We start from the raw sequence: 16,132 nt of genomic DNA, 5'->3' as shown, positions 1-16,132 counted from the left end.
AAATTACACGACGATCAATCCTGAATTGAATGCAAGAATTTGATGTTATCGTGCTGGGTGGCGGAATATTTGGAGTGTATGCAGCCTTGTATTTGGCCGGGAGAAACCAGTCGGTGTGTTTGATTGAAAAGGAGCCATCCCTGTTTTCAAAAGCTTCGGTGGTCAATCAAGCCAGGCTGCATGGCGGTTATCATTATCCAAGAAGTATGGCTACTGCCCAGATGGCTCATGAATACCAGGCTCGTTTTATGACCGACCATAAACCCTTCATCAATAATCAATACGAAAGTTATTATGGGATAGATCGGTCAGCCTCACTAACCAGTAGCAGTCAATTTGAGCAGTTTTGCGAATTCATTCCTCTTCCGTTCCGGAAAGTCACAAATCACAGTCTTTTCAATATGACTCAACTGGAAGCCCTATACCTCACAGAAGAATACAGCTTTGATACGCAGCAGATGGCAGCATTTTACATTGAAAAATTAAAAGCCAATAAGCATATCTCACTCCAGGTGGGTACCCAGGTGATGCATGCCGAAAAAAACCAGGAAAACTGGCTCCTGGATGCTATCATCGGGGGGAGCACAGATAAAATAAAATTAAAAGCACCCACCGTCATTAATGCCACATACTCTGGAATCAATAGCATCAATCGGCTGTTTGGGATGCAGGAGCTGGATCTGCTCTATGTCATTTCAGAGATAGCTTTTGTGCATTCATCGGCCCTCGCGAATACCGGGCTGACGATCATTGATGGTCCCTTTGCTTCTTATTTGCCATTCGGACATTCCGGCACACACTCTTTGTCCTCGGTAAGGTATACGCATCATCAAACATCTTATAGCAGTTTGCCCACTTTTGATTGCCAGGAGGTGAACCCCAGTTGTAAGCCGGATTTTATATCGAATTGCAATATATGTACTGCGAGGCCTGCGTCCGACTATATCAAGATGATTGAACAAGTAAAAAAGTATCTGCGGCAGGATATCTCCTTAGATTATCTTCATTCTTCGTTCGCGATAAAGACCAATTTAAAATCAAGTGTCCCGGATGCCAGCCGTCCAACGGAAATCATAAAACTCCATACCAGTCCCGATTTTTTTTATTTATTTTCCGGAAAAATAAATTCAATTTACGAAATTGAAAAAGTTGTAGACCGCTAATAGTAAGGAATGGCTCTATAAACCACGGCTGAGCAACCAGGCAGACCGATTCCAATGATATATTTATTTGTGTAGCCTGTAATGAATATATTTTACACTCCGGACTCCAGCTTGAGACCATTTTTTATCCCTTAATGTCCAGGGAGTCTTTTTGATCAAAGCATCATAATGGTCTTCGTCTCTGACATGCCCCCCACGATCTAAGCTGACATAAAAATTATTGATATGCTGGTCCGGGATGGTCAAAACATCTTGTGTATTCAAAGACTTAACCATAGCCCCTTTAGAGACAACCTGGAGCGTAGAGATGACGGACCGATCATCGATATGATGCAATACCCCAAAAAGATTGACAGTGGTGATTTTATATTCGGATAAAAGCTCAATGAGTTGAATTTGCAATTTTTCATCAGAGGACAGCTCAGAGAGATCGAGTCTTATAAATTTTGAAGCGAGCCCTATTCTGTCGGCTTTCCGCGCTGCTTGTCTCAAATAACGATCGGAAATATCGATGCCCAGGTAAAAATCAGGTTTACGTTTACTGTCTACAAACCGCAAAATGTCTGCCGGGCCACAACCAAGGTCAGCAATCCGCTCATCCGGCTCAAAATAATTGCCATATTCTGCCCATTTCTTCAGAGGCATCCCCAATAAAAGGATTTGCCTGGCGTAATGGTAAAAGCCGGGATGACTCAGGAGGTTTTGGAAGTATTTGATCATAGGTAGAATGTACCCTTCAACATGGTTATATTTCAGGCAAATATCCATTAATATCATTAAACCACTCTGAGATATATATAATACTTTTGAGTCACAGAATCATAAACCAGCATGGCAAAAAAAGAAGCTCCCAAACCAAATCGTCCGTCTGGCATAGATTATCATCTGTCACCTGGCATTCCTCACAAAAAATCAATATTCTCTTTTGATAATACTGTATTTTATAATCGGAAAAATTTTACCATCCTATCCATCCTGACATTATTAGGCATGATCAGCCTGAGCATCCATTTTGGAGTGAATGGGGACGAAAAATTTCAAATCGATTATTCAAAAAAACTTTGGAATTATTATTCCTCCTTGGGTAAAGACACCTCAGCTTTGTATGTCCCGGAAGGCAATATGCAACTGTATGGAGGTTTATTTGATTTAACCGCCGTATCGCTCAACAAACTCATTGGTCAAAATGACGAGTTTACCCCAAGCTATCATACGGTGAGACGAGTTCTGTGTGCAGTGTTTGGTTTTATCGCCTTGCTGTTTACCAGTCTTTTTGCCAAACGGATTGGCGGCTGGCCCCTGGCATACCTGACTATGTTATTGATGTTACTTACGCCGAGGTTTATGGGGGATGCCATGGTCAATCCGAAGGATATCCCATTTGCTGCGGGATATATCATGACCTTATATTTTATTTCGATTTATATCAGGCAATTACCAAAACCTAGCTTAAGTGCAATCATGGGCATCGTATTCGGGGTCATGATAGCCCTCAATACCAGGGCAGGGGGATTATTATTGATAGTCTATCTGTTTTTATTTACCGCTATATACTTTGGGAGATCGATGTATCAAGGGCATGCCCTGACTACCCGGGAGATAACCTTGAGCATCGCTTACACCATGGCAGTTGGATTGATATCGTATTTCGCAGGGATTCTTTTTTGGCCCTATGCGCTGGCCCATCCCCTGGTCAATCCATTTAAAGCGTTAACTGAATTTACGCACCAGCCGATTACCATCTCGGTATTGTTTAGTGGACTGCATTCCAGTTCGTCTCTCTTGCCCTGGAATTATATTCCCGAGTGGATCATCCGGACGATTCCAATATTTTCCATTGTGGGTGTATTTTTTTTCTTCCGGCTTTTAAAAAAACGGTACCACGATCTGCCTTTTCTTGAAATCTTTATGCTCTTTTTTACCTTTTTATTTCCGATCAGTTATGCTATTTATAAGCACTCTACCTTGCATGATGGTTGGCGACATTTTCTGTTCGTATATCCCTCATTGTTGTTGATTGCTTCACTGGGATGGATATTATGGTTTACTTCTTTCAGCTCTAAATATTTCAGGTTCATTTCAGTGATATTGCTGTTAGGCCTGATGTCTGAAAACCTCTATTCTATCATTACATATCATCCCTATCAATACACTTATTTCAATCCATTATTTGGAGGTATAAAAAAAGCTTATGGCAATTTTGAAACGGATTACTGGATGTTGTCCGTAAAAGAAGCATCCACCTGGTTAAAAAATCATGAAAAAATAGATAAACTTCATAAACCGATTACGATCACCACTAATGGTTTGTATCCCGCTCAGGTGTATTTGTCTGATACTTCCCATAACTTAAAAGTAACCTATACGCGATATTATGAGCGGAGCGAAAAAGATTGGGACTATGCCATTTTTTATTCACGATTTATTCATCGCGACCAATTGCTAAATCATACCTGGCCTCCAAAAGGTACAGTATATACAGTCAAGGCCGATGGAGTACCGATATGTGCGGTAGTCAAACGCGACAACCGGGAGGATTATCTCGGATTTCAGGCTTTGGAAAAAAACGATGCGATATCTGCTATGAAACATTTTTTGGCTGCTTTAAAATACGATTTTAACAATGAAACGGTTTCGTCGAAGTTGGCCGAATTATATAAAAACCAATGTCTTTACGAAAAAGCAGCCGACATGGCACTACAAAGCCTAAATGCCTTTCCCAGCAATCCTGCTACAATGAATTTATTGGAAGAAATAAAGTATGAGCAGCAGAAAGATGCTCAATAATTCTTTCACCTGAAAGTATCAATTATACACCCAATTTGTATCATCATACCTTACCCATACAATTTTCCGGCACACCAAAAGCATCCACCAGGGCTACTACATCGGGCCTGATCTCCCAACACATTTGATTGACCAGCTTGCGAATCGCTTTGGTCTTTACTCCTTCCATATAACCTGACTCAAGGTACCAGCCAATATGCGATTCTATGGTAAACAATGCAAATAATTGGCATAATCGGGTAAGGGCTGATCTACAGGCACTGTCTTTGATGATGGCGATAGCAGCATGAAACTGCTCCAAAATGATTCTATCTACATAGGCGTCAGCGACCTGGATCAAGTGGTGTTGACAGACATTGAAGGCATCAAAAGAGTCCATTCCTTCCTCTAAAAGTCGCTTTAATCTTTTTGCAGCCGATGCCAATAGATCTTGCTCTCTTGACTTAAAAGCCGTGATGTGAAAATCATGATCGAGCAAATGTGTGGTATCGCTGTTGCGGACAGTAAGCGGATTTTTTTGAGTGATCGTAGAGACTGCTTGCGAAGCAACATAATTGACTACTCCTAAAAAATTGATATTGTGAAATGATTGTTTGAACTCTGTGAGTCTGCTCTTGGCAACCAATTGCATCAAGACGGTATTGTCCCCTTCAAAAGTGGTATAGATATCGGTATCATTTTTTAGTCGATCAATTCTGTTTTCAGACAGATAGCCTTTTCCACCCATACATTCACGACATTCCTGGAGTGTGGCGGTGGTATTCCACGTGGCATAGGCTTTGAGACCAGCTGCGATGGCCTCTATCTCTTGCATTTCCTCTTCTTTACGATATACAAATCGATCGGTCACATATTGGAGGGCAAAATGACAGGCATAGGCCTTAGCTACATAAGGTATCAACCGACGCTGGTGCATCCGATAGTTTAAGATTGGAATCTCCTCGCCCTGATCCGGACCGAACTGCCTGCGACGGTCACTGTATTTGATCGTGATCGCCAATCCTACTTTGGCGGCAGTCAATCCAGACCTCGGCACCCCGATACGCCCGCCAACCAGGGTGCCCAACATAGTGAAAAATCTCCTGTTGTCACTTAATATCGGGCTTTGGAAAGCTCCGGTTTCGTCGATAGAAGCAAATCGATCCAGCAAAGATTCATAGGGTATGGTGATATGATCAAAATGTATTTTACCATTGTCTACACCATTCAAACCCATCTTTGGTCCGCAGTCCTCTATAGTCACTCCAGCCATAGGCTGACCACTTTTATCTCTGATAGGCACTAAAAATGCGCTGACTCCATAATCTTTGCCACCGATGATTAATTTGGCAAAAACAGTAGCCAGCTGACCATGCAGGGCAGCATTGCCGATATATTCCTTTTGTGCACTGTGATGCGGAGTATGTATGGTAAAAGTCTTGCTGTCGTAATGATAAGTAGCGGTCGTTTCGATACCTTTTACATTGGACCCATGACCTGTCTCTGTCATAGCAAAACATCCTGGCAAATCGAGTGTTCCAATACGATTCAAATATAGCTGATGGTGTTTTTCTGTGCCAAGTGCTGCCACACTCATACCAAACAAACCAAACTGTACTCCATATTTTATAGTTAGACTCAGATCGACATAGCTGATCGTCTCCATCACGGTATAATAGGCTTTCATATCATTGCACCCTCCATAACTCTGTGGATAAGCAATAGCGCCATACCCACTATTGGCTAATAACAGACACCAATGATATACCTTCGCTCTGTATGCCTCCAGGTTGCCATAATCTTCAAAATCAAAAGTGCCGTCGGTAATTAATTCTTTAATCTCTCTGATCAATCCTACCTGGTCTCCATCTAGTATGCGGTTCATTTCTTCCACTTCAAAAGTATAAACCGACCTGGCAGATTGTGAGACAGTTGACCTCCATTCCGGATAAAAATGATACAAAGCTTCATGGTTGAGCGCGCCAAGGACATCCTGAAACTTTAGAGCACTCGAAGCAATGGGACTGGGAGATACTTGCAGTTTTGAATGATATAATTTTAGCCCAAGGTCGATGAGTCCCAGGTCGGACGGTGTGCCTTCTTTGACCAGGGCATTTCTCACTTCGAGGATCATATCATCGAAAGGCAGCGGTTCATATCCAGGGCCTGGTCGTACCCAATGGAGGAGGATGCTTTTTTCTTCTTCCATCAGCCAATCCTGGGTGCTTAGGTATTGGATCATCAGGTCCTGTTCTGCCGGTGATACGAGTTGATCCTCCCAGATGATGCACATGAGCGGGATAAAAATATTCAGTCGTGGATAAGCCTCCAATGTTTTTATTAAAGTCGACATAGAGCGTAAGCGATATTGATTTGCTCTAACTTACGCAATATTTTTAATCCTAAAATAAGCATTTGCTTTATTTGACCTATGGGTTCGACGCTTACGGACTGACTGTGACATATATGGTATCTGGCTAAAACCTTGAGTGTCTAGAGTTATAGTTGGGTTAAACCGATCAGTGTATCGCACCTCATTATGCACACAGCTTATTTTTCTGCCAATAAAGCCTGTTCTTTTTCCAGGATGCCATCGAAATCAAAAGTATACAGTACAGACTCCATTTTAGCATTGATCTCAGCATGACAAAGATGGCCTATGCTGCCTTCGTGGGTATGGTGTATGTGATAGTCAGGCTTATAATTACCTTCTTGTATTTTGAGCCCAACCTGTTTGTAGGCATCCCTAAAGGCTACTCCCGAGAGCACCAGTTTATTAACTTCTTCGACAGTAAAAAGGTATTGGTATTTATCTTTTTGAACCAGGTGACTGGCGACTTTGATCTGTGGCAACATGAATGCGGCAAGATCCAACACTGATTTTAAAGACTGAAGCATAGGGAATAATACTTCTTTTAACAATTGAAAATCCCGGTGATAACCAGCCGGCAAGTTGTGGATCATCATGCTAATTTCACCAGGAAAAGCCAATATCCGATTGCAATGGCTTCGAATGAGCTCCCATACATCCGGATTTTTTTTATGAGGCATGATACTGGAGCCTGTGGTCAGTTCATCGGGGAAGGAGATAAAACCAAAGTCCTGCCCAATATACAGACACATATCCATGGCCAGTTTATTGATGGTACTCGCGAGCACCGCCATACTTTGAGACAATACCAGTTCAGTTTTTCCTCTACTCATCTGGGCATTGATCACATTGTAATGGAGGTCATTAAAACCAAGAGCCTGGGTGGTCATGGTCCTGTTTAATGGAAATGACGATCCATAACCTGCAGCGGATCCCAAAGGATTCAGATTGACCATTTGAAATGAAGCCTGCATACTTCTCAGATCATCAGCCAGCGACTCTGCATATGCACCAAACCATAAACCAAATGATGACACCATCGCCACTTGCATATGGGTGTATCCGGGCATTAGATCATGCTTGTGTTTTTCGCTTAGACTCATCAATTCATCAAAAAGCATTTTGGTCCTTTTTACAATCTCTTCTATCTCGTGACGATAGAACAGTTTTAAAGCCACGAGGACCTGGTCATTGCGTGATCGGCCGGCATGTACTTTTTTACCGGTTTCACCCAAAATACGCGTGAGCAAAAGTTCGATTTGGGAATGTACATCTTCACTCCCATCTTCGATGACAAACCTCCCCGCTATAGCATCCTTGTAAATTTGTTGCAATTCTTTGACTATAGATTTTGCTTCCGCTTTGTCCAACAATCCTACTTCATCCAACATCATCACATGAGCGATAGAAGCCAAGGCGTCATAGGGTGCCAACAACAAATCCAGTGCTCTGTCCTGTCCTACTGTGAAAGCCTCCACTAAGTCATCTGTTGTATTGTTTTTATCCCAAAGTTTCATTTTGTCAGTTTAAGATTAATCCGTCCAATAGGTCGATATAAGTTTTGATCCCCAGCCTTATTTCCTCCCGGGTGATAAATTCATCAGCGGTATGTGACCTGGCTGAATCGCCGGGTCCTATTTTGATAGAAGTATAAGGCATCAATGCCTGATCAGACAAGGTAGGCGATCCATAGGCAGAAAGTCCCAGGAAGGTCCCTTTGATCACGATGGGGTGATGTGCGTCGATAGTCGATGAATTTAACCTAAACGACCTGGCTTTCAAAATAGACTGTACCCCTGATTGCAGGAGATCGAGAATTTCCTTGTTGGAATATAATTCATTGCTCCTCACATCGATTACATATGTGCACTGATCAGGTATAACATTGTGCTGCGTACCTGACTGGATCATCGTCACAGTCGCTTTGGTAAGGCCCAGGTAAGGTGAAATCTTATCAAAAGAATATTGTCTGATCCAGGTGATATCCTCTAGTGCCTGATAGATTGCGTTTTTGCCTTCCTCCCGAGCAGCATGACCCGAGATACCCTCCGCTATGGCATCTACCACCATGAGTCCTTTTTCAGCGATCGCCATCTGCATACCGGTAGGCTCGCCCACGATGGCAAGATCTACTTTTGCCAAATGATTGATTACCTGTACGATTCCGTTTTGTCCGGATATTTCTTCTTCTGCAGATGCTGCCAGCACCAGGTGATAGGGCTGATCTGTTGTATGAAGATGCAGATAGGTCATAATCAAACATACCAATGAAGCCCCTGCATCATTAGTACCCAATCCGTAGATTCTATCTCCTTCTGATGTAGGAATATGTGCAGACCTCTGCCAGGTTGAAGAAGGTATGACAGTATCGATATGACTATTGAGTAGGATAATAGGTTTAGAAGTCTGTGGATTCGATCCTAAAATCACGTTGTTAGCTATTCTAAAACATTCGATTCCTAAAGAATTAAAATAATCAACTAATAGGCTGGCTCTCTCATCCTCTTCTTTACTATATGCTGGAATAGCTATGAGTGCTTCAAGCAGTGAAATCGCTTTGGCAGTTAGTGAGTCGAGCTGAGTAATGGAGATTGGCATATCTGAGTACCCGTTGATTGAAATCTATCAATGTCCTGGGCAGCACAAATATAAACATCATTGAGACCTTTAGCGGAAGCTTTGAATGCATTTTCCAGTTTGGGAATCATACCCTTTGAAATAATGCCTTGATCTTTCAGTTTTAAAAAGCGCTCACGGTCTAATCTGGTCAATACGCTGTCCTCATCATTCTGATCCAGCATCACCCCCTTTTTCTCGAAGCAATAGATTAATTGAACGGGATATTTCGTAGATAAAGCTATTGCCAGTTCTGAGGCTATGGTATCTGCATTAGTATTGAGCAAATGCCCTTTATTATCATGAGTGATGGCACACAATACGGGCAACACTCCGTTTTCTAAAAGGAAAGCCCATCTTTTTACGTAGACGCGGGCCACATCTCCAACCCATCCATAGTCTATATCCCGATTCTCTCTTTTATTGGCTTGTATAAGGTTAAGGTCAGCGCCGCTCAACCCTAGTGCATTTACTTCCATGGATTGCAGATGTGCCACCAGGCTTTTATTGGTCCAGCCGGCATAGACCATGGTGGCGATCTTTAACGTTTCAAAATCAGTGATCCTCCTACCATCGACCATCCTGGTGTCTATACCTAATCGAGCAGATAGGTCTGTGGCGATCTTTCCACCACCATGAACTAATATTTTTCGGTTGGGATATTTTATCAGTTTTTGTAAAAAATCAATAGTGTCCTCATGATGGTCCAATACATTGCCACCAATTTTTATTATCATTAAGGGTTCTTTCAGCTCCATGTTTTAAATGGTAATATTCAGACAAATATCTAAAAATTAACCAAATAGTCATCTGTAACTTATATATGTTAGAAATGACCTCCTAATATTATTTTGATACTTCAAATAAATATTTACCGGATCCAACTTGCACTGACACCCTATCATCCTTTCTTTCAATTATTTTTACTTTTTCATAAGTATCGATGGGCATACCATTTAATTTTATAATAGAGGCTTTAGATATTGGTAGAATGATGGTAGAAGTCGTATTTACAGGAATTTCGATTGTAAATTCAGTCGAACTTGATTTTTTATTCCATCCAGAGCTAATTAATCCATATGGCGTCATGGTGCTGCTCTTGGCATATGATAGTGAATCACTCAGCATCGGCTGGATCACACTTTTTTTATAACCAGGTTGCTCGATTTCTAATCCACACACCACCCGATACATCCAATCACCAATCGCACCGTAGGCGTAATGATTAAACGAGTTCATACTGGCAGACTGAAAAGTGCTGTCAGGCTTGATGCCGTCCCATCGTTCCCAGATGGTAGTAGCCCCCATTTTAACAGGATACAACCAGGATGGATACGTATCCTGTAATAATAATCTGTAGGCAAAATCAGTATAACCATATCGCGACAATACATGACAGATATAAGGAGTGCCTAAAAATCCGGTGGTGATATGATAGTTATAAGATTTCACGTTGTCAGCCAGCCTTTTTGCAGCCACCTCCCGGTGACCTTCTTCCAGCATATCAAATTGCAAGACCAGTACATAAGCAGTCTGTGTGCTCGACACCAACCTGCCTGATCCAGTGACATATTCTTTTCTAAAAGCTGACTTAACTTTATTCAATAAATCTTTATAATACTTTTGATCCTCAGACTTGCCCAACACTTCCGCTGAGTTTATCATGATATCCACACTATTGGCAAAAAAACATTGTGCTATCAGGTATTTATCAGTAACTGCCGAACGGCCATCACGGTCATCACCTAAACTATAAAATAACCAATCTCCAAAATGAAATCCTTTGTTCCAAAGATATTGATTACTACTATCCACCATATACTGCACCCACTTTTTCATGCTGGGATATTGTCTTTTGAGAAAAGAAGTGTCTCCATAGATGGTATACATATTCCAGGGAATGATGGTAGCAGCATCTGCCCACCCCGCTGAAGCTGCCGCCTCTGGTCTAAGCGCATTCGGAATTACATGCGGTACTCCTCCATCTGGATTTTGGTCAGCAGAGAGATCTTGCAACCATTTTGCAAAAAAGTTTTGCACATCAAAATTATAGGCTGCTGTTCTCGAAAATGCCTGAGCATCGCCTGTCCAACCAAGTCGTTCGTCGCGTTGAGGACAATCCGTTGGTACATCAAGAAAATTTCCTCGTTGACCCCATTGGATATTGTGCTGCAGTTGATTGATCAGGGTATTGGAACATTCATAAGTACCCACTCGCTGCATGTCAGAATATAATACGATACCCTCAAATTTGTCCAGCGAGATAGGGCCGGGATACCCCTGCACTTTGATAAATCTAAATCCCTGGAAAGTAAAGTGTGGCTCAAAGGTCTCTTCGCCTTTTCCTTTCAAAATATAGGTATTAGATTCTTTGGCATGCCTGAGATTTTCGGTATAAAAATTCCCAAATTTGTCCAGTACTTCTGCATGGGATAACGTGATCTCCGTTCCTGCCGGACCAGTCGCCGATACTTTTACCCAGCCTACCATATTTTGGCCAAAATCCAATACTGTATCCCCTTCAGGAGTGATGAGCCATTTGACAGGTTTGATTGTTTCATGTTTTCTCACAGGTTCATTATAAGTACCGATTAAAACTCCCAGATCGTATGGCTGTACTTTTACAGGCTTCCAACTACCTGTTGTATTTCCAGGAGTAGCCCAACGATCATTTTCTTTTCTTGCATCGTATCGCTCTCCATGATAGATCTCTGAAAACAGGATAGGCCCTGTCGAATAAGTCCAACTATCGTCTGTAGCTAATATCATGGTAGACCCATCTTTTAAGGTGAGCATGATCTGAGCGATAGCAGATAATTCACCACCGTAGATATTGGTGTTTTTGATCCAACCTACTTCTCCGCCAAACCATCCTTTGCCTAAGGTGATGCCGATGGCATTCATTCCTTTTGTTAACTGGCTGGTTACATCATAAGCCTGGTATTGAATACGATGATTGTAACTGGTCCAGCCGGGTGTAAGGTAATCCTGTCCTACTCGTGCACCATTGATTTTTGCTTCGTACAGACCTTTTGAACTGATATATAAGGTAGCTGAGCGTACATCTTTTTTAATGTTAAATTCTTTCCTCAACATGGGGCTCGGAAATAATTCCTTTATAGTCGTATCAATGATAGGAGAAATCCATTTGGCTGTCCAGTCTTTCTGATCAAACAAGCCGGTATGCCACCAAGCTGCCTGGGTCGATGAAGTCATATGCTCATGATTGTCCCAAACGATCAATTTCCAATAATAAGTAGTATTGGAAGTCAATGGAAGTCCGGCATAGGTGATATAAACCGATTGGTCAGAGGTCTGCCTGGTGTTCCACACGATCGTCTTCTTATTAAAATCAGGTGAGGTTGATACAGTGACCTCATAAGCAGATTGGATCGTATTAGGCATTTCGGATTGGAGCTTCCAACTAAATCTGGGTTGTCTTGAGTCCAGTCCCATTGGGTTGGATAATTGTTCAACCCTAAGGTCATATACCTTGAGGGGTTGAGCCAAAAGCGAAATAAACAAGGTAGAAAGCAAAATTGTGTACAAAGATTTCATGATAGCCATTTAAAATTTGATTAAAAGTAAGAAAAGATATCACCAAAGGATTGAATTGTATTGGTAAAAAGAACTCTATCCAAGAATAATCTTAATTAGAAGACAACCTGTTAAACCAATTCATCCACCGCTTTAATAATCGCCTTTTGATTTTGGTTAAGAAAGCCAATGAGTCGACTACTCTCCATTTAATAAAGCATTTTTTCCATCTTTGTGTGATGCGCATAGCTATCAACGCCAGATTGCTCCTTCATGACAAGTTGGAAGGCATCGGCAGGCATGCTTATGAATTAATATCACGACTCATCCTGCTCCATCCTGAACATGAGTTTATACTATTTTATGATAGACGACAAGACATTATCGTGCCCCCGGGTGCCCAGGTCAGAGCGGTATCCTTATACCCGGTATCCCGTCATCCACTATTATTGTGGTATTGGACAGAGATCAGTCTAAAAAAGGCATTGATAAAATACCAGGCGGATCTTTATTATTCCCCTGAACCAATTTTGCCGGACAACCTTCTAATCCCGTCCATCATCACGATCCATGATATATCGCCATTGGTATTGCCGGATGCTTTACCCTGGGATCACAGATTCTACTATCAATATATATTAAAAAGGAATATCCGTAAGGCGACCCATCTGATTACTGTCAGTGATTTTTCAAAAAAAGAAATCATTAAGCACTACGGAGTAGGTTCGCAAAAAATCGAGATCCTATCCAATGCAGCTGGCATAAATGTCCGGCCTTCCCCACTATCAATTCCTCCGGAATACCCTTATTTTATATCCATTAGCTCTATACACGATCGAAAAAACGTGGACCTCATTATTAAAGCATTCGATCTGTTTAAATCGAAGTATAAGACCAACCATCAATTGGTCCTGGCGGGCAGACGAATGGGTAAACATGACAAATTCTTGCATTCATTGGCTCAAAGCCCCAACAAAAAGGACATCCTGGAGACTGGTTATCTGTCAGAAGAAAAAAAAGTCCAACTTTTGGCATTTGCCGCCGCCCTCATCAATCTATCAGAATATGAAGGATTTGGTATCCAGTTGGTTGAGGCTTTTCAAACCGGAGTACCGGTGATAGCTGCTGACAGATCCTGTTACCCTGAGATCACCCAAGGGGCGGCTTTACTCGTCAATCCCACGGACTCTTTAGCAGTAGCTGAGGCCATGTCGACATCTTTAATTGATCCAGGTACTATGATTCAAAAAGGATTGATGAGGGCCAAAGATTTTGACTGGCTGGTGTCTGCAAAAAAACTAAGTGCTCTGATACACCGATCATTCAGTTAGATTAATTATTTTCACAGATATAATCATTTGAATTATGATAGATTGGACGCTAAAAGAAATCGCAGGCATGATCGATCACTCATTGCTGCACCCGACCATGACGGACGATGAAATGACTGAAGGCTGTCACCAAGCGGTGGCTTATGGCATGGCTACCGTATGTGTGAAACCGATGTTTGTCAAACAAGCTCATCATCTTGTCAGGCATTCTAAAACTAAGGTATGTTCAGTTATTGGATTCCCACATGGAAATAATACTACTAAAATAAAAGTAGCTGAGACAAAGCTCGCTATTCTTGAAGGCGCCACAGAGATTGATATGGTGATCCATGCCGGAAAAGTATTGTCCAAAGATTGGGCATATATCAAAAAAGATATCACTGCAGTCAATAAAATATGTGTAAAAAACGGGGCTATCCTGAAAGTGATATTTGAAAATGATTTTTTGCCTGACACCAAGTTAAAAATCAAGCTTTGTACTATTTGTAATAAAGTAGGCGTAGCTTTTGTAAAGACCAGCACTGGCTATGGATATGTCAAGTCCCCTCAAGGCGGATATACCTATCAGGGGGCGACTATCCCGGATGTCGATCTCATGCGTAAATATTGTAATCATGATATCCAAATAAAAGCTGCCGGTGGCATCCGCACTTTAGATGATCTGTTGCTCTTCAGATCGCATGGGGTCACACGAATCGGGGCTACTGCTAGTGTGGCTATGCTGGAAGATGCCAAAAAAAGACTTGGTTTGAATCCATCTGATGCCATCATCAAAGAGGTCAAAGGATATTAATATTAAAAAATCAAAGCATGTTTTCACTTGGATTTGTATCCGCTATACTTGGCGATCATACTTTAGAGGAGGTATTTGTCTTTGCTTCTACCCATGGTTTTTCATGTGTTGAGATTATGTGCTGGCCTGCCTCTAACAAAGATGCCCGACGATATGCAGGCGTTTGCCATATAGATGTAGACCAATTAGATATGCACACGATAGAGCACATCATTCAACTTCAACTAAAATATAAAGTAGGGATCTCTGCGCTGGGGTATTATCCCAACCCATTAGATGATGATGCTGAACAATCAAAATATTACATAGATCATATCAAAAAGGTGATCAAAGCGTGTAAAAGTTTGAATATCCCGGTGATGAATACTTTTGTAGGCAGGGACCCCGCCAGGGATGTAGATTATAATATATCAAGATTTAAAGAGGTGTGGCCCTCGATCATTGCACTGGCAGAAGAGCTGCACATTAAAATTGGTATAGAAAATTGCCCGATGTTATTCACTCGGGATGAATGGCCGGGTGGTAAAAATCTAGCCACTACACCTGCCATCTGGGACAGACTATTTGATATCTTGCCATCAAAGTACTTTGGTCTCAACTATGATCCATCTCATCTCATCTGGCAACGCATGGACGAGGTGGCCCCGATCTACCATTATGCTGACAGACTGCATCATATCCATCTCAAGGATGCTAAAGTATATCCTGAAAAACTGAATAAGGTAGGCATCATGGCTTACCCCTTAGAGTATCACAGTCCTAAGCTTCCGGGTCTGGGTGATGTAAGATGGAGGGATTTTTTTTCTGCCCTGAACAGTGTACGGTATAGAGGACCAGTATGTATTGAAGTTGAAGACAAGGCTTATGAAGGTTCGCGGGAGGATATTTATGCATCCATACTAACTGCCCGAAATTTTGTGTCTCAGTTTTTATCTTCTTAATATGACCAAATCCCGACTAGAAGCTTTTAGTGATGGCGTCATAGCCATTATCATCACCATTATGGTCCTGGAGATGAAAGTTCCCCATGATACCAGTTGGCAAGCATTGAGCAAACTTACTCCAGTGTTCTTAAGTTATGTACTGAGCTTTATCGGCTTGGGCATCTATTGGGTTAATCATCATCATTTATTGCATTCCATCAAAAAAGTACATGGCCGAGTCCTTTGGGCCAATCTTAATTTGCTTTTTTGGTTGTCATTAGTACCTTTCGTCACGGCCTGGATGGGCGAAAGCAATTTTGCTAAAGAACCAGTCATTCTTTATGCCGTTTCATGCAATTGTTGTGGTTTAGCTTATTTTTTGTTGCTCCTGAGCATAAAAAAATCGCACAGAGACTATCCTGATATGATGGAGCTGCTCCGGCATCAAACACATAAAGGACTTCTTTCTAACATAGCTTATTTACTAGCACTTATCTTCGCTTTTTATTATCCCATAGTCAGTGCTGTGTTATTTATCTTGGTCGCTGGAATATGGTTTATTCCGGACAAGGACATAGAAGCCGCTTTGAGCAGGGATATATAGCGTAATAGAAGAAAGAGGTTGAACTCCT

General features: G+C 41.7%; 12 protein-coding genes. 6 read left to right on the top strand and 6 right to left on the bottom strand.

The window, feature by feature from the left end:
• Window positions 1-29: 29 nt before the first annotated feature.
• Window positions 30-1,163: an FAD-dependent oxidoreductase gene (locus tag IPJ09_17050; GenBank protein ID MBK7373116.1), complete on the top strand. Its 1,134-nt coding sequence runs from the start codon at window positions 30-32 to the stop codon at window positions 1,161-1,163.
• Between the two features lie 63 nt (window positions 1,164-1,226).
• Here IPJ09_17050 and IPJ09_17045 read toward each other — a convergent pair whose 3' ends face one another.
• Window positions 1,227-1,883 carry a class I SAM-dependent methyltransferase gene (locus IPJ09_17045; GenBank protein MBK7373115.1) on the bottom strand — a complete coding sequence of 219 codons (657 nt, stop codon included), beginning with the start codon at window positions 1,881-1,883 and terminating at the stop codon, window positions 1,227-1,229.
• A gap of 111 nt (window positions 1,884-1,994) precedes the next feature.
• Between IPJ09_17045 and IPJ09_17040 the strand changes: the two genes are divergently transcribed.
• Window positions 1,995-3,950 (top strand): hypothetical protein, encoded by a 1,956-nt coding sequence (locus IPJ09_17040; GenBank protein MBK7373114.1) that lies wholly within the window; start codon window positions 1,995-1,997, stop codon window positions 3,948-3,950.
• A gap of 43 nt (window positions 3,951-3,993) precedes the next feature.
• Here the strand turns inward: IPJ09_17040 and IPJ09_17035 are convergent, their stop codons facing one another.
• The 5 genes from IPJ09_17035 to IPJ09_17015 all read right to left on the bottom strand — a co-directional run bounded on the left by IPJ09_17035 (window position 3,994) and on the right by IPJ09_17015 (window position 12,483).
• The gene (locus IPJ09_17035) at window positions 3,994-6,282 is read right to left on the bottom strand and encodes an acyl-CoA dehydrogenase family protein (GenBank protein ID MBK7373113.1); all 2,289 of its coding nucleotides are present in this window, start codon (window positions 6,280-6,282) and stop codon (window positions 3,994-3,996) included.
• A gap of 197 nt (window positions 6,283-6,479) precedes the next feature.
• Entirely contained in the window at window positions 6,480-7,817 is a 1,338-nt protein-coding gene (argH, locus tag IPJ09_17030) for an argininosuccinate lyase (protein MBK7373112.1), read from the bottom strand.
• 4 nt (window positions 7,818-7,821) lie between these two features.
• Window positions 7,822-8,886, bottom strand: a complete 1,065-nt coding sequence (locus tag IPJ09_17025) for a M20/M25/M40 family metallo-hydrolase (protein ID MBK7373111.1) — start codon at window positions 8,884-8,886, stop codon at window positions 7,822-7,824.
• A complete protein-coding gene (gene argB, locus IPJ09_17020; protein ID MBK7373110.1) occupies window positions 8,865-9,674 on the bottom strand; it encodes an acetylglutamate kinase in 810 nt (269 codons plus the stop codon). Before argB ends, IPJ09_17025 begins: the two co-directional genes overlap by 22 nt.
• Window positions 9,675-9,762: 88 nt before the next feature.
• Entirely contained in the window at window positions 9,763-12,483 is a 2,721-nt protein-coding gene (locus tag IPJ09_17015) for a family 78 glycoside hydrolase catalytic domain (protein MBK7373109.1), read from the bottom strand.
• 209 nt (window positions 12,484-12,692) lie between these two features.
• On the opposite strand from IPJ09_17015, the gene IPJ09_17010 reads away from it, so the two are divergent.
• From IPJ09_17010 to IPJ09_16995, 4 genes are read left to right on the top strand one after another with little or no spacing between them, the layout of a single operon-like run.
• Entirely contained in the window at window positions 12,693-13,784 is a 1,092-nt protein-coding gene (locus IPJ09_17010) for a glycosyltransferase family 4 protein (protein ID MBK7373108.1), read from the top strand.
• Window positions 13,785-13,818: 34 nt separating this feature from the next.
• Complete coding sequence (gene deoC / locus IPJ09_17005) at window positions 13,819-14,577, top strand: deoxyribose-phosphate aldolase (protein MBK7373107.1); 759 nt, start codon at window positions 13,819-13,821, stop codon at window positions 14,575-14,577.
• Window positions 14,578-14,594: 17 nt separating this feature from the next.
• Window positions 14,595-15,518 carry a sugar phosphate isomerase/epimerase gene (locus IPJ09_17000; protein MBK7373106.1) on the top strand — a complete coding sequence of 308 codons (924 nt, stop codon included), beginning with the start codon at window positions 14,595-14,597 and terminating at the stop codon, window positions 15,516-15,518.
• Window position 15,519: 1 nt separating this feature from the next.
• Window positions 15,520-16,104: a DUF1211 domain-containing protein gene (locus IPJ09_16995; GenBank protein ID MBK7373105.1), complete on the top strand. Its 585-nt coding sequence runs from the start codon at window positions 15,520-15,522 to the stop codon at window positions 16,102-16,104.
• Window positions 16,105-16,132: the final 28 nt, after the last annotated feature.

It is taken from the genome of Saprospiraceae bacterium, assembly GCA_016709995.1.
In the GTDB taxonomy this organism is placed as follows: Bacteria; Bacteroidota; Bacteroidia; order Chitinophagales; family Saprospiraceae; genus JADJLQ01.
The sequence above is the reverse complement of the archived record's forward strand: the minus strand, read 5'-3'. Positions and strand labels throughout refer to the sequence as shown.